General features: G+C 32.9%; 18 protein-coding genes and 20 tRNA genes. 33 read left to right on the top strand and 5 right to left on the bottom strand.

Annotated features, from left to right (window positions below; all coding sequences use genetic code 11):
- The first annotated feature begins 10 nt into the window (after positions 1 to 10).
- From AB1J10_RS12000 to fumC, 29 genes are all read left to right on the top strand, one after another.
- Positions 11 to 84, top strand: a tRNA-Arg gene (locus tag AB1J10_RS12000).
- A 29-nt stretch (positions 85 to 113) separates the two neighbouring features.
- A tRNA-Pro gene (locus AB1J10_RS11995) sits at positions 114 to 187 on the top strand.
- Between the two features lie 27 nt (positions 188 to 214).
- Positions 215 to 290: transfer RNA gene (locus AB1J10_RS11990), tRNA-Ala, on the top strand.
- 28 nt (positions 291 to 318) lie between these two features.
- Positions 319 to 392, top strand: a tRNA-Met gene (locus AB1J10_RS11985).
- A gap of 26 nt (positions 393 to 418) precedes the next feature.
- A tRNA-Ile gene (locus tag AB1J10_RS11980) sits at positions 419 to 492 on the top strand.
- 9 nt (positions 493 to 501) lie between these two features.
- Positions 502 to 594, top strand: a tRNA-Ser gene (locus AB1J10_RS11975).
- A 39-nt stretch (positions 595 to 633) separates the two neighbouring features.
- Positions 634 to 726, top strand: a tRNA-Ser gene (locus AB1J10_RS11970).
- A 13-nt stretch (positions 727 to 739) separates the two neighbouring features.
- Positions 740 to 813: transfer RNA gene (locus tag AB1J10_RS11965), tRNA-Met, on the top strand.
- A gap of 11 nt (positions 814 to 824) precedes the next feature.
- Positions 825 to 900, top strand: a tRNA-Asp gene (locus tag AB1J10_RS11960).
- A 16-nt stretch (positions 901 to 916) separates the two neighbouring features.
- Positions 917 to 989, top strand: a tRNA-Phe gene (locus tag AB1J10_RS11955).
- Between the two features lie 10 nt (positions 990 to 999).
- Positions 1,000 to 1,075 (top strand) — tRNA-Thr (locus AB1J10_RS11950).
- Positions 1,076 to 1,082: 7 nt separating this feature from the next.
- A tRNA-Tyr gene (locus AB1J10_RS11945) sits at positions 1,083 to 1,166 on the top strand.
- Positions 1,167 to 1,177: 11 nt separating this feature from the next.
- Positions 1,178 to 1,251, top strand: a tRNA-Trp gene (locus AB1J10_RS11940).
- A 2-nt stretch (positions 1,252 to 1,253) separates the two neighbouring features.
- Positions 1,254 to 1,326 (top strand) — tRNA-His (locus AB1J10_RS11935).
- 12 nt (positions 1,327 to 1,338) lie between these two features.
- A tRNA-Gln gene (locus tag AB1J10_RS11930) sits at positions 1,339 to 1,410 on the top strand.
- A gap of 7 nt (positions 1,411 to 1,417) precedes the next feature.
- Positions 1,418 to 1,491 (top strand) — tRNA-Cys (locus AB1J10_RS11925).
- 8 nt (positions 1,492 to 1,499) lie between these two features.
- Positions 1,500 to 1,574: transfer RNA gene (locus tag AB1J10_RS11920), tRNA-Gly, on the top strand.
- Between the two features lie 16 nt (positions 1,575 to 1,590).
- Positions 1,591 to 1,665 (top strand) — tRNA-Gly (locus tag AB1J10_RS11915).
- Between the two features lie 15 nt (positions 1,666 to 1,680).
- Positions 1,681 to 1,755: transfer RNA gene (locus tag AB1J10_RS11910), tRNA-Gly, on the top strand.
- A gap of 41 nt (positions 1,756 to 1,796) precedes the next feature.
- A tRNA-Leu gene (locus AB1J10_RS11905) sits at positions 1,797 to 1,879 on the top strand.
- 224 nt (positions 1,880 to 2,103) lie between these two features.
- Positions 2,104 to 3,171 (top strand): PTS transporter subunit IIC, encoded by a 1,068-nt coding sequence (locus AB1J10_RS11900; protein WP_369003129.1) that lies wholly within the window; start codon positions 2,104 to 2,106, stop codon positions 3,169 to 3,171.
- Positions 3,172 to 3,493: 322 nt separating this feature from the next.
- A complete protein-coding gene (locus AB1J10_RS11895) occupies positions 3,494 to 4,957 on the top strand; it encodes an ABC transporter substrate-binding protein/permease (protein WP_369003128.1) in 1,464 nt (487 codons plus the stop codon).
- The gene (locus AB1J10_RS11890; protein WP_070039613.1) at positions 4,950 to 5,672 is read left to right on the top strand and encodes an amino acid ABC transporter ATP-binding protein; all 723 of its coding nucleotides are present in this window, start codon (positions 4,950 to 4,952) and stop codon (positions 5,670 to 5,672) included. The genes AB1J10_RS11895 and AB1J10_RS11890 overlap by 8 nt, the downstream gene beginning before the upstream one ends.
- Before the next feature lie 155 nt (positions 5,673 to 5,827).
- The gene (gene queG / locus AB1J10_RS11885) at positions 5,828 to 6,955 is read left to right on the top strand and encodes a tRNA epoxyqueuosine(34) reductase QueG (protein ID WP_070039612.1); all 1,128 of its coding nucleotides are present in this window, start codon (positions 5,828 to 5,830) and stop codon (positions 6,953 to 6,955) included.
- A 5-nt stretch (positions 6,956 to 6,960) separates the two neighbouring features.
- Positions 6,961 to 7,431: a tRNA (uridine(34)/cytosine(34)/5-carboxymethylaminomethyluridine(34)-2'-O)-methyltransferase TrmL gene (gene trmL / locus AB1J10_RS11880; RefSeq protein WP_046207638.1), complete on the top strand. Its 471-nt coding sequence runs from the start codon at positions 6,961 to 6,963 to the stop codon at positions 7,429 to 7,431.
- A gap of 180 nt (positions 7,432 to 7,611) precedes the next feature.
- The gene (locus AB1J10_RS11875) at positions 7,612 to 8,211 is read left to right on the top strand and encodes a glucosamine-6-phosphate isomerase (protein ID WP_046207637.1); all 600 of its coding nucleotides are present in this window, start codon (positions 7,612 to 7,614) and stop codon (positions 8,209 to 8,211) included.
- A gap of 24 nt (positions 8,212 to 8,235) precedes the next feature.
- The gene (locus tag AB1J10_RS11870) at positions 8,236 to 8,421 is read left to right on the top strand and encodes an SAS053 family DNA gyrase inhibitor (RefSeq protein WP_369003127.1); all 186 of its coding nucleotides are present in this window, start codon (positions 8,236 to 8,238) and stop codon (positions 8,419 to 8,421) included.
- 290 nt (positions 8,422 to 8,711) lie between these two features.
- Complete coding sequence (locus AB1J10_RS11865; RefSeq protein WP_046207635.1) at positions 8,712 to 9,122, top strand: hypothetical protein; 411 nt, start codon at positions 8,712 to 8,714, stop codon at positions 9,120 to 9,122.
- Positions 9,123 to 9,325: 203 nt separating this feature from the next.
- Positions 9,326 to 10,711 carry a class II fumarate hydratase gene (fumC, locus tag AB1J10_RS11860; RefSeq protein ID WP_107365571.1) on the top strand — a complete coding sequence of 462 codons (1,386 nt, stop codon included), beginning with the start codon at positions 9,326 to 9,328 and terminating at the stop codon, positions 10,709 to 10,711.
- A gap of 387 nt (positions 10,712 to 11,098) precedes the next feature.
- Here fumC and AB1J10_RS11855 read toward each other — a convergent pair whose 3' ends face one another.
- On the bottom strand, positions 11,099 to 11,926 hold the full coding sequence (locus AB1J10_RS11855) for an RluA family pseudouridine synthase (RefSeq protein WP_107365570.1): 828 nt from the start codon (positions 11,924 to 11,926) through the stop codon (positions 11,099 to 11,101).
- A gap of 191 nt (positions 11,927 to 12,117) precedes the next feature.
- Here AB1J10_RS11855 and AB1J10_RS11850 point away from each other — a divergent pair, with 191 nt between their 5' ends.
- The 3 genes from AB1J10_RS11850 to AB1J10_RS11840 all read left to right on the top strand — a co-directional run bounded on the left by AB1J10_RS11850 (position 12,118) and on the right by AB1J10_RS11840 (position 15,278).
- Entirely contained in the window at positions 12,118 to 13,227 is a 1,110-nt protein-coding gene (locus AB1J10_RS11850; protein ID WP_046207632.1) for a GAF domain-containing sensor histidine kinase, read from the top strand.
- Between the two features lie 21 nt (positions 13,228 to 13,248).
- Positions 13,249 to 13,872 carry a response regulator gene (locus tag AB1J10_RS11845; protein WP_046207631.1) on the top strand — a complete coding sequence of 208 codons (624 nt, stop codon included), beginning with the start codon at positions 13,249 to 13,251 and terminating at the stop codon, positions 13,870 to 13,872.
- Between the two features lie 122 nt (positions 13,873 to 13,994).
- A complete protein-coding gene (locus AB1J10_RS11840; protein ID WP_070039607.1) occupies positions 13,995 to 15,278 on the top strand; it encodes a dicarboxylate/amino acid:cation symporter in 1,284 nt (427 codons plus the stop codon).
- Between the two features lie 191 nt (positions 15,279 to 15,469).
- On the opposite strand, the gene AB1J10_RS11835 is transcribed toward AB1J10_RS11840, so the two are convergent.
- From AB1J10_RS11835 to purU, 4 genes are all read right to left on the bottom strand, one after another.
- Positions 15,470 to 15,781 (bottom strand): hypothetical protein, encoded by a 312-nt coding sequence (locus tag AB1J10_RS11835; protein ID WP_226861012.1) that lies wholly within the window; start codon positions 15,779 to 15,781, stop codon positions 15,470 to 15,472.
- 185 nt (positions 15,782 to 15,966) lie between these two features.
- Positions 15,967 to 16,716, bottom strand: a complete 750-nt coding sequence (gene pflA, locus AB1J10_RS11830; protein ID WP_107365569.1) for a pyruvate formate-lyase-activating protein — start codon at positions 16,714 to 16,716, stop codon at positions 15,967 to 15,969.
- A 23-nt stretch (positions 16,717 to 16,739) separates the two neighbouring features.
- Positions 16,740 to 18,989 (bottom strand): formate C-acetyltransferase, encoded by a 2,250-nt coding sequence (pflB, locus tag AB1J10_RS11825; protein WP_107391389.1) that lies wholly within the window; start codon positions 18,987 to 18,989, stop codon positions 16,740 to 16,742.
- A 498-nt stretch (positions 18,990 to 19,487) separates the two neighbouring features.
- The gene (purU, locus tag AB1J10_RS11820) at positions 19,488 to 20,339 is read right to left on the bottom strand and encodes a formyltetrahydrofolate deformylase (RefSeq protein WP_064208790.1); all 852 of its coding nucleotides are present in this window, start codon (positions 20,337 to 20,339) and stop codon (positions 19,488 to 19,490) included.
- Between the two features lie 414 nt (positions 20,340 to 20,753).
- Here purU and xdrA point away from each other — a divergent pair, with 414 nt between their 5' ends.
- On the top strand, positions 20,754 to 21,218 hold the full coding sequence (gene xdrA / locus AB1J10_RS11815) for an XRE family transcriptional regulator XdrA (protein ID WP_019468125.1): 465 nt from the start codon (positions 20,754 to 20,756) through the stop codon (positions 21,216 to 21,218).
- The last annotated feature ends 269 nt before the right edge of the window (positions 21,219 to 21,487 follow it).

Genomic DNA, 21,487 nt, shown 5'->3' with positions numbered 1-21,487 from the left:
TTTGAATTAAGCGCCCGTAGCTCAACTGGATAGAGTGCTTGACTACGGATCAAGAGGTTATGGGTTCGACTCCTATCGGGCGCGTAATTTAGATTGCTTCATCCTATGAAAAACGGGAAGTAGCTCAGCTTGGTAGAGCACTTGGTTTGGGACCAAGGGGTCGTAGGTTCGAATCCTGTCTTCCCGATATCTACTAAAATTCATTTAACTAAATGGGGGCTTAGCTCAGCTGGGAGAGCGCCTGCTTTGCACGCAGGAGGTCAGCGGTTCGATCCCGCTAGTCTCCACCATATTTATTGATACAAACTAAATTACAACGGCGGTGTAGCTCAGCTGGCTAGAGCGTACGGTTCATACCCGTGAGGTCGTGGGTTCGATTCCCTCCACCGCCACTATTGTTAGTTGTAAATTATACTCTGGACCTTTAGCTCAGTTGGTCAGAGCTAACGGCTCATAACCGTTCGGTCGCAGGTTCGAATCCTGCAAGGTCCATATAATTTTGGAGGAATACCCAAGTCCGGCTGAAGGGATCGGTCTTGAAAACCGACAGGGGCTTAACGGCCCGCGGGGGTTCGAATCCCTCTTCCTCCGCCATTTTAAAACAATTTAATAGTATAATTATCGTATATTTTTGGAGGAATACCCAAGTCTGGCTGAAGGGATCGGTCTTGAAAACCGACAGGAGCTTAACGGCTCGCGGGGGTTCGAATCCCTCTTCCTCCGCCATTAATATCATTAACGCGGGATGGAGCAGTTCGGTAGCTCGTCGGGCTCATAACCCGAAGGTCGGTGGTTCGAATCCGCCTCCCGCAATTACATAGTTTGGTCTCGTAGTGTAGCGGTTAACACGCCTGCCTGTCACGCAGGAGATCGCGGGTTCGATTCCCGTCGAGACCGCCATTATTTTTAACATTATGGTTCAATAGCTCAGTTGGTAGAGCAATGGATTGAAGCTCCATGTGTCGGCAGTTCGACTCTGTCTTGAACCATTTTATACAAGCCGGCCTAGCTCAACTGGTAGAGCAACTGACTTGTAATCAGTAGGTTGGGGGTTCAAGTCCTCTGGCCGGCACCATTTTCATGGAGGGGTAGCGAAGTGGCTAAACGCGGCGGACTGTAAATCCGCTCCTTCGGGTTCGGCAGTTCGAATCTGCCCCCCTCCACCATTCAATTTAATAGGGGCATAGTTCAACGGTAGAATAAAGGTCTCCAAAACCTTCGATGTGGGTTCGATTCCTACTGCCCCTGCCATGGCGGTTGTGGCGAAGTGGTTAACGCATCGGATTGTGGTTCCGACACGCGTGGGTTCGATTCCCATCAACCGCCCTTATTGATTAATGGGCTATAGCCAAGCGGTAAGGCAACGGACTTTGACTCCGTCACGCGCTGGTTCGAATCCAGCTAGCCCAGTTTTATTGGCGGCATAGCCAAGTGGTAAGGCAGAGGTCTGCAAAACCTTTATCACCGGTTCAAATCCGGTTGCCGCCTCCATGAATTATGCGGGAGTAGTTCAATTTCTAGAACACATTCCTTCCCGGAATGAGATATAGGTGCAAGTCCTATCTTCCGCTCCATTTAATTTAATATTATGCGGGAGTAGTTTAACTCTTAGAACACATTCCTTCCCGGAATGAGATATAGGTGTAAGTCCTATCTTCCGCTCCATTTATTTTATATTATGCGGGAGTAGTTTAACTCTTAGAACACATTCCTTCCCGGAATGAGATATAGGTGTAAGTCCTATCTTCCGCTCCATTATCACTTCCAGGTTGGAAGTTTTTTGTTTATAATATTGAGCCAGCGTGGCGGAATTGGCAGACGCGCGGGACTCAAAATCCCGTTCCTTTTTGGAGTGTCGGTTCGATCCCGACCGCTGGTATAATTAGTGTTTAAATAGAGAGAAAATATCTCAGAAATCCCATATTTATGGGGTTTCTTTTTTTTATGATTTAAAATGTATATGATTTATTTTGAATTCTGGTAGCTAGGTGTATATGCAGAAATTTAATGATTATATCTTAGTTTATAACTTTAAACTTAATATTGTACTTTAGTCGAAAATATAATATTATTAGTCTAATGTTATATTTGGAGGATACAAGAATGGTAAAATCAGGCACAGCTAAAATTACAGGGAAATCATTTTTTGGTAATATTTTACAAGCTGTTGGAGCAGGTGTAGTCATTGCATTAATACCTAATGCATTATTAGGTGAATTATTAAAATTTTTTAAAGAAGGTAACAAATTATTAGAGACTGTTTATCAGTTAGTAGTTTTAATCCAATCATTTATGGCATTTATTATTGGTGTTTTAGCAGCACATCAGTTTAAATTTAATGGGGCTGGCGTCACTATGATAGGTGTTTCCGCTATGATAGGTAGTGGTGCTGTTAAAATGACTGAAGGTGGATTTTTACTTAATGGTACTGGTGATATCATAAATACTATTTTAGTTGTAGTGATAGCTTGTACTTTGTATTTGTTATTACAAAATAAGTTAGGATCACTGGAAATGATTCTATTACCTGTTATTATTCCAGTTTTAAGTGGTGTTATAGGCTTGTTTACATTAGGTTATGTGACAAATGTCACTAAAGGAATCGGTCATATAGTAAATGCCTTTACAGAATTAAATCCATTAATGATGTCAATATTGATTTGTGTTACCTATGCGTTGTTAATGGTTACACCAATATCTGTAGTTGCTATAGCAACGGCAATCAGTTTATCAGGTTTAGGTAGCGGTGCAGCTAATATGGGTATTGTTGCAGCTTGTGTGACATTTTTATTTGGTTCAATTAGAGTTAACGGGGCCGGAGTCAATTTAGTATTGATAATTGGTGCTGCTAAGATGATGATACCTGTTTATTTTAAGCATTTAATTATTGCAATACCGTTAATAATTAATGGAGTGATTGGCGGTTTAATCGCTTACTTTATTGGCATTAAAGGTACACCAATGTCTGCTGGTTTTGGTTATACAGGATTAGTTGGGCCGATTAATGCATTTAATCGAATGGATGGAGATCCTAACATGAATATTATTTTATTAGTATTTGGATATTTTATAATACCATTTGTTTCTGCATTCTTTGTGCATGAAATTTGTAAAAAAATGATGCGTAAATATACAGATGATATTTATAAGTTTGAGATTCCTAAACAATAATGAAATAACAAAATTTAATAGATCATAAGTTTTTGGATTTATTTGTTTTTTAGTATCATTATGTATGATTACAACAGATATTTAACTTTAAACTGATATAAATAGTTGAAATCAAGACAATACTCAAGCACCTTCATTTTAAATGGAGGTGTTTTTTTAATATGCAGTGAATATTACTGTCATCACACCATATCCCAAATACCATTTTATATAATCACATTAACTAGAATTTTTAAAATTAAGAAAAATGATACATATATCATATTGAATATTTTTGCGTTATTATGTATAATAATAAATATTATGGAAAGGAGATAAATAGATGAAACAAATATTGAAAATAATTACCGTTTTTTCACTCCTTATAAGTACTTTAATTATTTACATAAATCCAGAAGTAAATGCTAATGAAAAAGACCAATGGCAAAAAATTAAAGAACGTGGTGAATTGCGTGTTGGTTTATCAGCTGATTATGCACCTTATGAGTTTGAACATAATGTTAATGGTAAATCAAAGTATGCAGGTATTGATATTGATATCGCAAAAAAGATTGCGAAAGATAATCATTTAAAACTGAAAATTGTAAATATGCAATTTGATAGTTTATTAGGAGCGATTCAAACTGGTAAGATTGATATCATTATCTCAGGAATGACACCGACACCTGAACGTTTAAAAGAAGTAGATTTTTCAAAACCTTATATGACAGTCGACCAAAAAATGATTATTAAAAAGTCAGAAACTGATCGTTTTAAAACAATAGAAGATTTTGCGAATAAAAAAATCGGTGTACAAAAACAAACACAGCAAGAAAAAATAGCACAAACTGAAATAGATAATGCACAAATTCAATCTTTAACGCGTGTACCTGAAGTTATAATGTCGTTAAAAAGCGGAAAAGTTAATGGAATGGTGATTGAAGGTCCTGTTGCAGAAGCATATTTAAAACAAAATAAAGATTTAACTTTTGCTAATGATGTTAAATTCAATGAAGGTAGAAAGGAAACGGCAATTGCCTTACCTAAAAATTCTCCAATACTCATGGAGAAATTAAATACTTCAATCAAAGATGTTAAAAATAAAAATTTGCTAGAAGATTATAAAGCGTCAGCTGCTGATGCAATGCAAAAAGATGACGGTAATTTCTTTACAAAATATGGTAATTTTTTCCTAAAAGGAATTAAAAACACAATTTTAATTTCTATAGTTGGTGTTGTTTTAGGAGCTGTATTTGGTGCATTGATTGCATTATTAAAACTAAGTCAAATTAAAATATTGAGATGGATTTCTTCAGCTTATATCGAATTTTTAAGAGGCACTCCTTTATTAGTACAGGTTTTCTTAGTTTATTTTGGTACTACAGCAGTATTAGGTCTAGATATCTCAGCTTTAATATGTGGTATGATAGCACTTGTTATAAATTGTTCAGCATATATTGCTGAAATAATAAGAGCTGGTATAAATGCAGTTGATAAAGGGCAAACTGAAGCCGCAAGAAGTTTAGGTCTTACTTATGGTCAGACAATGAAATCGGTTATTTTGCCACAAGCTATAAAAAACATATTACCGGCTTTAGGTAATGAATTTGTCACTGTGATAAAAGAATCGTCAATTGTATCTTTCATAGGCGTTAGTGAAATAATGTTTAATGCACAAGTTGTACAGGGAGCATCATTTGATCCATTCACGCCGCTTATTGTAGCAGCAATTTTATACTTTATACTTACATTTACTTTATCGAGAGTGATGTATTTCTTCGAAGGGAGATTGAAAGTTAGTGATTAATATTAAAAATTTATATAAATCGTTTGGAAAAAATGAAGTTTTAAAGGGAATTAATCTAACTGTGGATAAAGGTGATGTTGTTGCTATAATAGGTCCTTCAGGTAGTGGTAAAAGTACGCTTTTACGCTGTATGAACCTGCTCGAAACACCTACAAGTGGGGAAGTAGTATTTAAAGAGCATAGTTTAACAAATGAAAAAACTAAATTAGAAGCATTAAGACAACAGATGGGTATGGTTTTCCAAAATTTTAATTTGTTTCCACATAAAAAAGTTATAGATAATATTATATTGGCGCCGAGTTTATTAAAAAAGGGAAGTCAAAATGAATTGAAAAAAGAAGCAATGGATTTGTTGAAAAAGGTTGGATTGGAAGATAAAGCTAATGCATATCCATCTCAATTATCCGGGGGACAAAAACAAAGAGTTGCGATTGCTAGGGCTTTAGCAATGAATCCAGAAGTACTTCTATTTGATGAACCTACTTCAGCATTAGATCCTGAAGTGGTTGGAGATGTTTTAGAAGTAATGAAAACTTTAGCTAAAGAGGGTATGACTATGGTAGTTGTAACACACGAAATGAATTTCGCTAAAGATGTGAGTGATAAGGTTGTGTTTATGGCAGATGGTGTCATTGTAGAATCAGGGACACCACAAAATATTTTTGAACAGCCGCAACATGATAGAACTAAAAACTTTTTAGCACGTGTTTTATAGTTACAAAATGGACCAAGATGTTATGAAAATGGATTATAGTTATTCATTCATAGCATCTTGGTTTTTTTATATAAAAATTTGAATTCTCGAATTCTCTTATTAATAATGAATGTGTTAAACTAAAGAATGTATGTTTTTAAGGTGGGGTGTAAAAAATGAATATAAATCAATTGAAACAAGATGTTATAGACTATGCACATTCAATTGGTATTGATAGTATTGGTTTTACTACTGCTGACCCATTTGATGAATTAAAACAAAAATTAGTTGATTATCATGAAAAGGGCTATGCTTCAGGATTTGAAGAACCAGACATTGGATTACGTACTGAACCCAAATTAACATTACCTACTGCAAGATCTATCATTGCCATTGCTGTTGGTTATCCTAATAAATTGAAGGGTGCACCTAGAAGTGTGCGTGGAGACAGAAGAGGTATGTTTGCTAGGGCATCTTGGGGTCAAGATTATCATTCAATCATGAGAAAACGTTTAGATAAATTAGCTGAGTATTTAGAGACTAGAGTACCAGATGTAGAAATTAAATCAATGGTTGATACAGGTGTGTTGTCAGACCGAGCTGTAGCAGAACGTGCAGGATTAGGTTATGTAGGTAGAAATGGATTTGTTATAAATCCAGATCTCGGAACATGGACTTATCTAGGTGAAATGTTAGTAAGTGTTCCTTTTCCTCCTGATGACCCAATCATTGATAGTTGTGGAGATTGTACAATATGTGTTGATCGATGTCCAACAGGGGCCCTAGTAGGAGATGGCCAACTAAATAGTCAAAAATGTATTAGCTTTTTAACACAAACAAAAGGTTATCTACAAGATGAATATCGATATAAAATAGGTAATCGTCTCTATGGCTGTGATACATGTCAACAAGTCTGCCCAAGAAATCGTGGTATCAATACACAGCATGATGATATTGTATTAGAGCCAGAAATATTAAAACCAAGGTTAGTACCACTATTACAAATGAGCAATAAGGAATTTAAAAATACTTATGGTCATTTAGCGGGCGCATGGAGAGGTAAAAAACCAATTCAAAGAAACGCAATTCTAGCATTAGCACATTTTAAAGAAGAAACTGCGATACCTGAATTACAAGAAGTCGCATTGAATGATCCAAGACCGATGATTAGAGCTACTGCTTTTTGGGCAATTGGACAAATTCAAGGAGAGCAAGCAAGATCATTTATTGAATCACACTACGATAGTGAATTAGAGGAAGTCCAACATGAGATGATAAAAGGACTAAATATGAGGAGAGAATAAAAAGCATGACCAACCACATTGTATTATTTCAACCACAGATACCTGGAAATACTGGCAGTATCGCTAGAACTTGTGCTGGCACTTACACACATTTACATCTTATAAAACCATTAGGATTTAGTACAGATGACAAAATGCTGAAAAGAGCAGGATTAGATTATTGGGATGCAGTAAATATCAATTATTATGAAAATATAGAATCGTTTTTTGAAACTACGGAAGGTAAATATTATTTATTAACTAAGTTTGGAGAAAAAACTTATTCTGATTTTGATTTTACTAATGAAGATGAAAATCATTATTTTATTTTTGGTAGAGAAACGACGGGCTTACCTGATTGGGTAAAGGACAAATATAAAGATACAGCTTTAAGAATTCCCATGAATGATAATATAAGATCATTAAATTTATCCAATACTGCTTCTTTACTTATTTATGAAGCATTGAGACAACAAAATTTCCCAAATTTACATTAAAATCTATATTAATCAATGAAAAACGACTTTGACATTTGTATAATATAGTTAAAGCTAAAAGTGAGTATTTGAAAATTTAGTTGATTATTAAAATTAAGTAGTTTATGAAGATAGCTTCAAGGGTATTATTATAAATAATGCTAGAACGCGTCTTAAAAGATTAAGAGGAGTGTAATAACTATGGCAATGAACTTTAAAGTTTTAGAAAACGAAAAAAGTGTAGCAGAATATGCTGCAGATATTTTAAGAAAACAGTTTAACAATAATCCAACTACGATAGCAGGTATCCATTTATCTAATGATAATGCACCAGTATTAGATGAATTAAAGAAAAATGTAGATGATCATGCAGTAGATTTCAGTCAAATTAATATATTAGATTATGATAGCAATAAATCATATTATGAAGCGTTAGGCGTACCAGAAGGCCAAATATATGGTGTTTCATATGGTCAAGATACGGAGTCATTTATAAGTGATAAAATCAAAACTAAAGAAAATAAAGGTAAATTGATTACACAAATACTTTCAATTGATACAAATGGTAGACTTAATGTAAGTATTAATCATGGTCTATTTTCTGCAAGAGAAGTAATTTTAGTGATTACTGGTAGTGAGAAAAAAGATGTTGTGCATAAATTATATGAAGAAAATGGTAAAACTTCTTTTGAACCATCTGATTTAAAAGCACATCGCATGGTGAATGTTATTTTAGATGAGGCTGCTGCTGAGGGTCTTCCTGAAGATGTTCGTCACTATTTCACTGCACGTTTCGCATAAAATTCAAAATGTGAGGTGTAACCAATGACTAATGATAATGTAAATAAAAAGTCTACCAACCATGATGGAGAACCACAAAATGAAATGGTTGATGATTTTGAAGATATTGTAGAATTGGGCAAAGAAATGGAACAAATTTCAGAAGAAAATGATGAAGATAAATTAGATAAATCACATGATTCTAACGTACGTTCAGATTTAGATAATTAAGTTAGTGAGTTTATTTAGTAAGTGAAAAAATTGAAATAAAGTTTAAATTGTTAGTCAATACGTGTGATTTACAATAAAAATTATTAATTCGTTTATAAATACATGGAAGCGTGTAAGTGTTGATCAAATATTAATATTTGATGTCTTACTCGCTTCTATTTTTTTATAAATGTAATCAATTTGCCACGTTATTAGTATGTGGTTATATGAATATTAAAAAAACAATGCCAACATAAATTTGATTATGTTATTATTAAGTCATTATTTGAATTTAAGGAGTTATCATTAATATGTTAAGTAACTATTGGAAATATCTCATGATATGTGCGGTAATTGTAAATTTAATTTCTATAAAAGGATTTCCTATGGCCATTGGTGCAATATATTTACCAATCTTATTTAAAATTATTCAATTACAAATCAACTTGTCACATGGTCTCGTAGATAAAGTCAATGCTTCTACATTTGTAAAAAGTAATCAAACTGGAATCATTATTAGTGTATTGTGTTGTATTGTTATAACAGTATTATTATTTAAACCGCTTGGTGATTTTTATAATAGTTTAACTGGGTTTTTAGGACTTCTTATCACAGTTAGTCCTGTAACAATGATTATTGGTGCAATACTTTTAATTTTAACTGCAATAGGTATAATACAAGCAGCAAAGATGAAATTTAATGATGTAACAATTACAAAATAATAATGAATGATGTTTAAAAACCAGAGACTAAAATTAGTTTCTGGTTTTATTAATAGTTAGTAATTAATTGTTTGAATGTACAAATCAAAGTTAATAATCAGACATTTTTCAATGGAATGAAAACGCTATATTAAAGAGATTGCCCAGTTAAATTAATTAATGCTATACTAAAGTTAAATACATATTGAAGGGGAGATTTTTAAATGTCAGTTAGAATTGAACATGATACATTTGGTGAAATTGAAGTACCTGCAGATAAATACTGGGGTGCACAAACAGAAAGAAGTAAACGAAACTTTCCTGTTGGCAAAGAACAAATGCCAATTGAAGTTGTTTATGGATTTGCTCAATTAAAAAGAGGGGCAGCATTAGCCAATCATGAATTAGGAAAACTAAGTGACGCAAAAAAAGATGCTATTGTGCATGCATGTGATCGTATCTTAAACAAAGAATTAGATGAACACTTCCCATTAGTCGTTTGGCAAACTGGAAGCGGTACACAAAGTAATATGAACGTCAACGAAGTAGTGAGTTATGTTGCGAACATGTATCTCAAAGAGCAAGGTAGCGATGAATCAATACATCCAAATGATGATGTGAATAAATCTCAAAGTTCAAATGATACTTTCCCAACTGCGATGCATGTTGCACTATATAATGAAATTGAGGTAAAACTTGAACCGGCATTAAAATCATTACGTGATACTTTTAAAGAAAAAGAAGAAAAGTTTAATGAAATTATTAAAATAGGGCGTACTCATTTACAGGATGCTACACCTATTCGTTTAGGCCAAGAAATAAGTGGATGGCGTTATATGTTAGATAAATGTGAAACATTACTTAGTGAATCAAAAGCCCATATTTTAAATTTAGCAATCGGTGGTACTGCAGTAGGTACCGGTATCAATGCGCACCCAGAATTTGGTGATAAAGTTGCTGAATTTATTTCAAAAAATACAGGGTATCCATTTGTATCATCTGAAAATAAATTTCACGCATTAACTGCACATGATGAAGTCGTTCAATTACATGGTTCACTCAAAGCATTAGCTACTGACTTAATGAAAATTGCAAATGATGTGAGATGGTTAGCGTCTGGACCACGTGCTGGACTTGCTGAAATTTCTATACCAGAAAACGAACCTGGTTCATCTATCATGCCTGGTAAAGTCAACCCAACACAATGTGAAATGTTGACGATGGTTGCAGTTCAAGTTATGGGAAATGACACAGTGGTTGGCATAGGTAGTTCACAAGGGAATTTTGAATTAAATGTCTATAAACCTGTTATTTTGCATAATACATTGCAGTCTATATACTTATTAGCAGATGGCATGCAAACATTTAATGATAATTGTGCAGTAGGCATAGAACCAATTGAAGAAAACATTGATAATTATTTAAATCAATCACTAATGTTAGTAACAGCTTTAAATCCTCATATTGGTTATGAAAAAGCTGCTAGCATAGCTAAAAAAGCCCACCGTGAAGGTTTAACATTAAAAGAGTCGGCTGTTCAATCTGGATATTTAACTGAGGAACAGTTTAATGAGTGGATTAAACCTGAAGATATGGTTGAACCTAAGTAATTTTAAAAAATAAAGGAATATCAATATCTTTGATTAACGAAGAAACGTCAATTTCTATTGAAATTGACGTTTCTTCATTTATAAAAGTTTTCAATTACGCTAAACTATTTTTTATATTTATTAGCACCATTATAGAATTACATTTTTTGTTTACTTCTAGGTTAGAGATAATAATATTAGGGTTTAAGTTATCATTTCCTAAATATAATCAAAAAATGATTTATAGTTTAAAGTTTACCAATTCTGTTTAAGTCTTCAGCTAATATGATATCGGTCTTCTTATTGAATGAATGCGTAAGTGTCTACATTTATTATGACTCTTATTAACAACAATGGTGTGTGTACGATAAAATCTATAAAAAGAATTAGAAATGTAACTTTACATATTTAGATTTCATCATCTAAACTAACTGAAATTTTTTCTTGTGTTAAAGGATGAATAAATTCTATTTTGTAACTATTTAATTGAAGTTGTCTTAACGTCGAATCACCATATAATGGGTCACCGATAACTGGATGTCCAATTTCTGCTAAATGTACACGTATTTGGTGTGTTCTACCCGTATCTAATTTTAAATCGACTTCACATACATTTTCTTTAACCATGCGAGAAGTTAAAATATGTGTAATGGCAGATTGACCTGTAGTAGACACTCGGCGCTTATTCGAGTGAAATTTATCTTCACCTATAGGTGCATCAATGGTTTGTGGTTTTATTGGTAATAAGCTATGTACGTTTGCCTTATAGATACGATCAATTTTATTTTCCTCTAACATACGGTCGAGGATTTTTTTCATTAAAGGATTTTTGGCAACTATTAAAAGACCAACTGTCTCTTGATCCAAGCGATGTATTGGTTCTACATAATCGCTTTTAATGGTATATATCACATGATTCATTAATGTATTACTTTCTTTTAAATCATTGGGGTGCGTTTTAACCCCTTTAGGCTTCATAACGATGGCTAGATCATTGTCTTCATAATAAATTTGTGCAAATCGATAGCTTGGTAAATAATTACTCTTTTCATCTGGTGTTGGAATATAAACATGGTCGCCGGCATAAACTTGTGACGTAAGTTTTGCATTTTTATCATTGACTTTAATCTCTTTTGACATATTTAAATTGTGTAAATCTTTTTTTGGCAATTGTAATTGCTGGAAAATTTCTCTTAGTGTTAACGCATTATAATTTTCTGGGATTTGAAATTTCATAATATCCTCCTCTTTGACCAATTATTATCATACCATAAACACGCTGTTAAAAATATTAGACCTTGCGATTGATTTAATAATTTTTCATATTATTTAAGTCCAATTAAAAAGTAATTATTTATCTATTTTTAAATGCTTAACAAACTTGTATAATGTATGTAAATAGTGTTGTTAAAGAATGGACTGGTTAAATGGAAAAACCGACTAGATTAGCATTATTAAAAGAAATTGCTGAATTTTTAAATGAAGAAACAGAAACATATAGTATGCTACAAGGCGCATTGAAATCATTAATTGATGGAAGTGAATTTACAACGGGATGGATTTTTTTCATTGATGATGTGGGGCAGCATGAACTCGTATCATATAATGGTTTGCCAGGCGCATTGGAAAATAACCATTGTCAGTATATGCGAAAAGGAACGTGTTGGTGTGTTCAAGCATATCAAAATAAGAAATTAACGAAGGCTTCAAATATTATAAATTGTTCGAGAATTAATTTAGCGAATCGAGCTTATCATGAAGAAACTGATGGTATTACACACCATGCTACAGTTCCATTAAGATCTGGTGAAGAGCAATTTGGATTACTCAATGTTGCAACGCCTTATACGAGGAGATATAGCGCAGAAAACTTAGAGTTGTTAGAATCTGTTGCATTACAAATTGGATCAGCGATTAAAAGGATTTTGTTAACAGATCAAGAAAAAGAAGCTGCGCGTATTAGTGAACGCAATAGATTAGCAAGAGATTTACATGATTCTGTAAACCAAATGCTTTTTTCTGTTAAGTTGACAGCACATGCAGCATTAGGGATGACACAAGAAAATGTTTCTCGTAAAGCGTTTCAAGTGATTGAAGATACGAGTCAACAAGCAGTTAATGAAATGAGAGCTTTGATATGGCAATTAAAACCCGTTGGATTAGAGCAAGGATTGGTTAATGCGTTAAAACAGTATAGTAAGTTACTACAGTTAGAGTTAGTCGTTAAAGTAGATGGTTTGATTAAACTACCAAGTCAAATCGAGGAAAATGTTTATAGAATTGTTCAAGAAGCGATGAATAACACAAAAAAGCATAGTGAAACCACTCAAGTTCGATTAGATTTAGTTCAAGATGATAATTATTTATTGGTTACGATTGCTGATTTTGGAAAAGGTTTTGATAAACATAAATCAAACCTTTATCACTCACATGGTTTAAATAATATGAAACAACGGACTAAACAGATAAGTGGTAATTTGACAATTGAAGGTGAACCAAACAAAGGTACAAAAATTCATATCTCAATACCGTTATAAAGTGTCGAAAGGAAGGTCAAGATGAATCAAATCATTTTGGTAGATGATCACCATATCGTTAGGCAAGGTTTAGAATTTCTATTATCAACAGTTGATGATATAGAGGTTGTTAAAGGTTTTTCAGATGGCAAATCATTTTTAAAATATTTAGAAGCGCATGAATTACCTGATATCGTATTATTAGATTTAGTGATGCCCAATATGAATGGAATAGAAATCACTGAAATTATGAAGCAAAAATATCCAGAAGTTAAAATATTAGTGCTAACCAGTTATGTAGACGATGAACATGTGATTTCGGCAATTGATAAAGGCGCCGATGGTTATGAAATGAAAGATGTTGAACCTGAGAAGTTGATTAAAACAATTAAAAACGTGTTGTCAGGTGAAAAAGTTATCCATCCACAAGCTCAAAGCGTTATGGAGTCAGTAAGTAGTAAACCGCACTATACAAATAAACTATCTAAACGTGAATCTGAAGTCTTGACAGAAATGGCAAAGGGTAAAACAAATAAAGAAATTGCGGAAACTTTATTTGTCTCAGAAAAAACTGTTAAAACCCATGTCAGTCACATATTCGCTAAATTGCAAGTATCTGATCGCACACAAGCGGCGATTTATGCTATGCAGAATAATCTTATATAAATTATTAGATGTTATGTAAATATTATTTTACATAGCATTTTTTTGTCGTGTATATACTTTTGTTTCAAAATGTATAATATTACTATATAATGTAGCTAATAAACATAAAGGGGGATGTTGTTATGAAGACTAAAAATCTTTCATTGAAAATTGTTATAGCGTTAATACTCGGTATAGCAATAGGGTCTATATTTAACATGTTTGCTCAATCAAGTTTTGTGATCAACGTTGATAAATATGTCTTTAACGTGATTGGGCAAATTTTTCTGAATTTAATTTTCATGTTAGTAGTGCCTGTTGTGTTTGTTTCAATTGTATTAGGTGTAGTAGGGGTAGGTGATCCTAAATTATTAGGTGGTATTGGGTTAAAAACGATTAGTTTCTTTTTAACTACTACTGCAATAGCAATTATAATTGGGATTACTTTAGCTTTAGTTTTACAGCCGGGTGAGGGGAAATCAGATTTATTAAAAAGTGAGGATGTATCAAGTTATCAAAAAACATTAGATAAAGAGGATAATTCACAAAGTTCTGCAGCCAATCAATCATTTGATCAAACATTGATTAATCTATTTCCTAAAAACCCGTTACAAGCTATGAGTGAAGAAAATATGTTGCAAATTATTACATTTGCTATTTTCATTGGGATAGGTTTGATTATGGTTGGTTCGAAGGCTGAAGGGGTATACCGGTTATTTGAGCAAACCAATGAAGTTTTAATGTATATTGTAACGATGATCATGAGCGTGTTTGCACCTATTGGTACTTTTGGTCTTGTTGCACATGCGTTTACAGGAGCAGGGTTTGGAGCTATCCAACAACTTGGTATGTATTTCTTTATAGTGTTGCTTGCGCTATTTATCCATTTCTTTGTTATATATGGTTCAGCAGTGAAGTTTATAGCTAAATCAAGTCCACTGAAATTCTTTAAAGATTTTCTTCCGGCAATTACACTTGGTTTCAGTGCTTCGAGTTCTACAGCCACTTTACCAGTGTCGCTTAAATGTACTAAGAATATGGGTGTTAGACCAGAAGTAGCATCTTTTGTACAACCTCTTGGCGCTACAATCAACATGGATGGTACGGCAATCATGCAAGGTGTTGCAACGATATTTATTGCACAAATATCTGGGGTAGAGCTTTCATTTATGCAAATTATAACTGTTGTAGTCATCGCTGTAGTAGCATCCATTGGTACTGCAGGTGTCCCTGGGGTTGGACTGATAATGTTAGCGATGGTTTTAAATGCCGTTGGATTGAATCCAGCAGCAATTGGTATTATCTTAGGTATTGATAGATTGTTGGATATGACGAGAACATCTGTCAATATTACAGGTGATGCTGCATGTGCACTAATCATTTCAAAAGCTGAAGATAAAAAATTAGCTGCTAAAAATGAAAGTTAATTAAATAAGAGATATAAATTAAAGATATTTAAAATTTGAGAGTGGCCCTAACATTGAAATATGCTGGCCACTCTTTTTTGTGATACGTGAGAAGTGTTGCAAATGAGTTGTTGATTTATAAAAATTTTTTTCTTAAAAAATAAACCATCACTATGATAGTTTAGTATTAGATTAACCTGATAGATGACTTATTAAGAATGAAGTACATTGTACAATTCTACAAATTTTTTACCATCTTTTCTAGGAACCTGATCAAATAGCCAAGGCTCTCCATCAGACTCCATAATCGTTATTCTAAAAGGAGTTAAAGATAGACCAAATTTAACACTTTGAAGTTCATTAAAAGGGAATAAACTTTTGATTTCATGATTTTCAATTATTCCTTTTGCTTTAAACGTAATTTTATCATTATATAACGTCAATATGCCTGGAATCATTTGCGCATTAATAAATTTCATAGAAGCACTGATAGAAATTAGTTCTGTTGAAGAATGATTATTCAAAGAAACATCCCCTTAAAATTTGTTTTAGTTAATATATCATTTTGCATAGTGTTATTCAAATTCGTGTTCATTAACAAAAAAGAAAAGTAGTGAATGATATCTATATTTCAACAGATATCAATTCACTACTTATTTGATGAACTACATTTTAATAAGCGCGATTATTTTAACGTGTCGTAATAAAGTTAAATAGGGGTGTAACCTTTAAAATTTACATATTGATAAGCCTGTTTTACTTCAGCCTCGGTAGGTGCTGTTATTTGATCTAAAGCATAAGTTAAACCTAGTGATTGCCATTTATGCACACCTAATTGGTGATATGGCAGTATTTCAAAGTACTCAACGTTGTCGAGTGAATTTATAAATTCGCCTAACCTTATCAAATCTTTTTTATCATCTGTGAGACCTGGCACTAGTACATGTCTTATCCAAACGGGTTGATTTTTAAGAGAAAGTGTTTTAGCAAAGTTTAATATATGTGTATTAGGTTGGCCAGTTAATTCCTTATGTTTAGCATTATCAATATGTTTAATATCTAATAATATTAAGTCTGTAAACTTTAGCAAAGCATCTAATTGTTTTTCAAAAGTATGTGTATTTTTCGCTGTACCAGCTGAAGTGTCAATGCAGGTGTGAATATCATGTGCTTTTAATGATTGAAATAAGGCGGTTAAAAATTTGATTTGTAATAATGGTTCACCGCCACTAACTGTCACGCCCCCACCTGATGCATCGAAATATGGTTTGAAAGGAGTTATTTCATTTACCATTTCCTCAACTGTGACTGCGCGTGTATAATCATTTATTTTCCAAGTATCGGGATTATGACAGTATAAACATCTTAATAAACACCCTTGAGTAAATAATATATATCGTAGTCCTGGACCATCAACGGTACCCAAACTTTCAACAGAATGCAAATGTCCTTTTAGCATATAGAGGCCACCTTAAATTCAAATTACATTTTTTCATGGAAAGTACGTGAAATAACATCTAATTGTTGTTCGCGTGTTAATTTAATAAAGTTAACCGCATAACCAGATACGCGAATCGTTAATTGTGGATATGCTTCAGGATGTTCCATTGCATCTAGTAACGTTTCCCTATTAAACACATTAATGTTTAAGTGGTGTCCGTGTTGCATAGCATAGCCATCCAACATACTTGTGAGATTTTTACATTGATCATTACTTTCCTTACCTAGTGATTTTGGAACGATACTAAATGTATTGGATATGCCGTCTTTACAACAATCATAAGGTATTTTTGCAACTGTACTTAATGATGAAAGTGCACCTTTTTGGTCGCGTCCATGCATTGGGTTTGCACCTGGTGCAAAGGGTTCTCCGGCTTTACGTCCATCTGGTGTATTTCCTGTCTTTTTACCATATACTACATTTGATGTTATCGTTAACACACTCATTGTATGTTCTGAATTACGATAAGTTTTATGACTACGTAATTTTGTCATAAAGCGCTCTACAAGGTCGATTGCTAAATCATCAACACGTGCGTCATTATTACCATATTTTGGGAAATCACCTTCGATTTCAAAATCTGTTACAACGCCATTTTCATCACGAATAGGTTTTACTTTTGCATATTTGATTGCAGATAATGAATCTGCAGCAACAGAAAGGCCAGCTATACCTGTAGCCATTGTTCTAATGATATTTGTATCATGCAGTGCCATCTCAATACGTTCATAACTATATTTATCATGCATATAATGGATGACATTAAGTGAATTAATATATACTCCAGCTAACCAATCCATCATTTTATCAAATTTTTCAAATACCTCATCGAAGTTGAGTACTTCTGATTTTATACTTTCATATGATGGTCCGACTTGTTGACCTGATTTTTCATCTATGCCACCATTAATCGCATATAATAAAGTTTTTGCTAAATTAGCACGAGCACCAAAAAATTGCATTTGTTTTCCAATCGTCATAGCAGATACACAGCATGCAATACCATAATCATCACCATAAGATTCTCTCATTAAGTCATCATTTTCATATTGAATTGCGCTTGTTTTTATACTCATTTTTGCACAATATGTTTTAAAATTGTCAGGTAGGCGAACTGACCATAATACTGTGAGGTTTGGTTCAGGTGCTGGACCTAAATTATCTAGTGAATGTAAGAAACGGAAAGAGTTTTTAGTTACCAATGCACGTCCATCAATACCTACACCTCCAATTGATTCTGTTACCCAAGTAGGGTCACCAGAAAATAATTCGTTATAATCAGGTGTTCGAGCAAATTTAACGATACGTAATTTCATAATAAAATGGTCAATGATTTCTTGTACTTCACGTTCTGTAATCAATCCATTGTTTAAATCTCTTTCAGCATAGATATCTAAAAATGTTGAAGTACGACCTAAGCTCATAGCTGCACCGTTTTGTTCTTTAATTGCGGCTAAATATGCTAAGTACAACCATTGTACTGCTTCTTTAAAGTTATAAGCTGGGCGACTTAAATCAAATCCATAAATATTACCTAATGTTTTTAATTCATTTAATGCTCGGTATTGTTCAGACAATTCTTCGCGTAATCGGATGACATCTTCTGACATTTCTTTAGACATATTGTTGAAATCTTCCATTTTTTTCTGCATTAGGAAGTCTACACCATATAAAGCGACTCTGCGGTAATCTCCAATAATACGTCCACGACCGTACGCATCTGGAAGTCCAGTAATGATCCCAGCCTTTCTGCAATTTAACATCTCTTTAGAGTATGCATCGAATACACCTTGGTTATGCGTTTTACGATAGTCAGTAAATATTTTTTCAGTTTCACTATTTAACTCATAACCATACGCTTCACAAGCTGCTTTGGCCATGCGAATACCACCAAAAGGTTGCATCGAACGTTTGAATGGTTTATCGGTTTGGACCCCAACAATGCTTTCTAATTCTTTATTTAGATAACCTGCCTCGTGTGAAGTAATGGTAGAAGGAACTTTTGTGTCCATGTCCCACATTCCACCTCGATCACGTTCTTCTTTAGACAATTGCATGACTTGATCCCAAAGCTGAGTTGTTGCCTCTGTAGGACTTGCTAAAAATTGATCATCACCTTCGTACAATGTGTAATTGAGTTGAATAAATTCTCTTACATCTACATGATGTTGCCAGCGACCTTTTTTAAAATCATTCCATGCTGTGGATTGCATATTATTTTCTTTTAACATATCATTACCTCCAAAAGTATGTTATTTTTTTCACAATAATTATATCATTTGTTTTGTTAAAAAAATCACAAAGTTTTTGAATAATTTTAATCTAAAATGTGAAAGCTTTTGGAATCTGTATTAAAAAGTAATACACTTAATATCAATTGTAGTTCTGTTATAGAACAGTTTTTAATGTGTATATAATGATATGTCATATACAAAACAATATATAAAGTAGATTGGCAAAAGTGTTTAATAAAAAGTGAAAACAACCATAAATTAAAGTTAAGTAGTGTTGATAGGTTGAGGAATTATAATTATTTAATAGCACAACTTAACGAAGACGCGTTGATATACTATTAATTTTTTAAGAAGGGATATTGTAAAAGTTAAAATTAAAGAAAGTAAGTAAGATGCTTAAAAATATCAAAGTTTCTTTTTTAAGTTGTTGAGATTGCGTTACACTTCGAATAAAAAGACCTGAGGCAGATATCGGTCTCAGGTCTTTTAAAGTTTTTAATTAAAAACAATAGTCTTACTACTCGCAGTGACAATTACCTTATGGAGCACATGATATTCGACAGCTTGAGCTAACACACTTGATTCAACATGCCGACCAATTTTACGTAAATCTTGTACATTGTACCGATGATTAATTCTTATAACGTCTTGATCTATGATAGGGCCCTCATCTAAATCAGAAGTAACATAATGACTTGTTGCTCCGACCAATTTGACACCGCGTTCCCATGCTTGTTTATAAGGGTTAGCACCTATAAATGATGGTAGGAATGAGTGATGAATATTGATGATTTGGTTTGGATAGTGACTGACAAAATGGTCGGATAGTATTTGCATGTATTTTGCTAAAACAATGAGTTCAACTTGATGCTCAGAACAAACATCTAGTATTTTTCTTTCCACAATCGCTTTATCTTCGTTGCTCGGTATGTAATAAAAAGGGATATGAAGCGTTTCTGCGAATTGTCTATTGTTTTCGTGATTGCTAACGATACACACAATTTCAGCAGGCAATTCATTTCTATTAACACGTAATAAAATTTCATTGAAAGCATGGTCTTCCTTGGAAACAAAAAGTGCTAATTTTGTATGTTGCTGATCGTCAAATAATTTAAAATCTATTTGATGTGTTTGTAACGTCGCTTCCAAATCCTCTTTCAATGAAGGCACATTTTCAAATTCCAATCGTAAATATAATTGACCTGTATCATTTGATGAATGGTCATATTCTGTAAAATGGTCTAAGTGAAGAATATTAGATTGATATTGAGCGATTTTTTTAGTAATTAATGAAGTAATACCGACTTTATCTGTACAAGTTGCAAGTAATATATATTTCTCTGTCATTTTTTTACACCTCAATTATTAAAGTAACCCTGATTATAATGAAAATTCTGAAAAATGTAAATAAATGATTAATTTCTATTATTTAAGGCAAATGGTATGCCAAAAAGTAAAATTTAAGATATAATAATAAATGGTGTTTTTATATCAAAAGAGTAATAAGTGAAAAATATAATCACATTTCATACTTGTTATACGCTTACAATAAAAGTACTAAAAATGTTTAAGTTAATTATAAGATATAAGATTGATTATTTAGATAATTTCGCAAATAACAAAAAACAACGAAAATATCATTTCGCTCTTTTATTTTATCGCAAATTGTATTAAGATGTAATTTGTGTTTCAAGAAACGTGTATTATTGCAATTTCTTGTGTCCGGATAAAATATTCTTTTATGAAAGGTAGATTAAAGTAATGGATAGACAGAGTTTTACAGATTTAATTCAAACAAAATTTAAAATGGTGCGCATCGAAGCGGGGTATACGCAAGATACGATGGCACAAACAATTGGTCTTTCAAAAAAGACACTAGTACAAATTGAAAAAGAGAGAGTATTGCCAAACTGGACAACATGTGTGTCAATTTGTGCATTATTTAGAGATTCTGATGTTCTAAATAGTACTTTCGGATGCGACCCATTAGAAATGGTACAAACAATTTCACGTAACCATTGTGCGTATCCAAATCATTCTACAACAAGTGATATATATTGGAACACAGTTGATACGCGTAACGGCTATATTTTACAAAGCAACAAAGTAAGTGATATCTACCGTGTACTAAATCAGGAAACACAACCTATTTTTGGTACTTCTAAATTAAGAGAAGCTGAAACATATTTTGGTAGAGTTTCTAAAGAAGAATTAATGCACGTATAAATAAATGTACTGTGTGATAGAAGAATCATTATTTATAACATTAACTAAAAAAGTTATGGCGTATATATTGAATGGTTTAGTCACTATAGTTAATTGAAATCGGTCATGAACTAATGAACTGAACTTAATAAGTAAGTTGATATAGTTTTTGACCCATGATAAAAAGAATACATCATTTTAAGAGCGAACACGGGAAATCAAATGTTGATTGATTTCTAAATCGCTCTTTTTTTAATTCTGTACTTTTACTAATACAAATTGAATGTACT

Origin of the sequence: Staphylococcus cohnii species complex 1663 (assembly GCF_041008415.1) — a bacterium.
Taxonomy (GTDB): Bacteria; Bacillota; Bacilli; order Staphylococcales; family Staphylococcaceae; genus Staphylococcus; species Staphylococcus ureilyticus.
The sequence above is the reverse complement of the archived record's forward strand: the minus strand, read 5'-3'. Positions and strand labels throughout refer to the sequence as shown.

Excerpts from the sequence above, each read along its gene's own strand:
- AB1J10_RS11900 (WP_369003129.1), top strand. The coding sequence starts at position 2,104 with ATGGTAAAATCAGGCACAGCTAAAATTACAGGGAAATCATTTTTTGGT.
- AB1J10_RS11895 (WP_369003128.1), top strand. The coding sequence starts at position 3,494 with ATGAAACAAATATTGAAAATAATTACCGTTTTTTCACTCCTTATAAGT.
- queG (WP_070039612.1), top strand. The coding sequence starts at position 5,828 with ATGAATATAAATCAATTGAAACAAGATGTTATAGACTATGCACATTCA.
- trmL (WP_046207638.1), top strand. The coding sequence starts at position 6,961 with ATGACCAACCACATTGTATTATTTCAACCACAGATACCTGGAAATACT.
- AB1J10_RS11875 (WP_046207637.1), top strand. The coding sequence starts at position 7,612 with ATGGCAATGAACTTTAAAGTTTTAGAAAACGAAAAAAGTGTAGCAGAA.
- AB1J10_RS11870 (WP_369003127.1), top strand. The coding sequence starts at position 8,236 with ATGACTAATGATAATGTAAATAAAAAGTCTACCAACCATGATGGAGAA.
- AB1J10_RS11865 (WP_046207635.1), top strand. The coding sequence starts at position 8,712 with ATGTTAAGTAACTATTGGAAATATCTCATGATATGTGCGGTAATTGTA.
- fumC (WP_107365571.1), top strand. The coding sequence starts at position 9,326 with ATGTCAGTTAGAATTGAACATGATACATTTGGTGAAATTGAAGTACCT.
- AB1J10_RS11855 (WP_107365570.1), bottom strand. The coding sequence starts at position 11,926 with ATGAAATTTCAAATCCCAGAAAATTATAATGCGTTAACACTAAGAGAA.
- AB1J10_RS11850 (WP_046207632.1), top strand. The coding sequence starts at position 12,118 with ATGGAAAAACCGACTAGATTAGCATTATTAAAAGAAATTGCTGAATTT.
- AB1J10_RS11845 (WP_046207631.1), top strand. The coding sequence starts at position 13,249 with ATGAATCAAATCATTTTGGTAGATGATCACCATATCGTTAGGCAAGGT.
- AB1J10_RS11840 (WP_070039607.1), top strand. The coding sequence starts at position 13,995 with ATGAAGACTAAAAATCTTTCATTGAAAATTGTTATAGCGTTAATACTC.
- pflA (WP_107365569.1), bottom strand. The coding sequence starts at position 16,716 with ATGCTAAAAGGACATTTGCATTCTGTTGAAAGTTTGGGTACCGTTGAT.
- pflB (WP_107391389.1), bottom strand. The coding sequence starts at position 18,989 with ATGTTAAAAGAAAATAATATGCAATCCACAGCATGGAATGATTTTAAA.
- purU (WP_064208790.1), bottom strand. The coding sequence starts at position 20,339 with ATGACAGAGAAATATATATTACTTGCAACTTGTACAGATAAAGTCGGT.
- xdrA (WP_019468125.1), top strand. The coding sequence starts at position 20,754 with ATGGATAGACAGAGTTTTACAGATTTAATTCAAACAAAATTTAAAATG.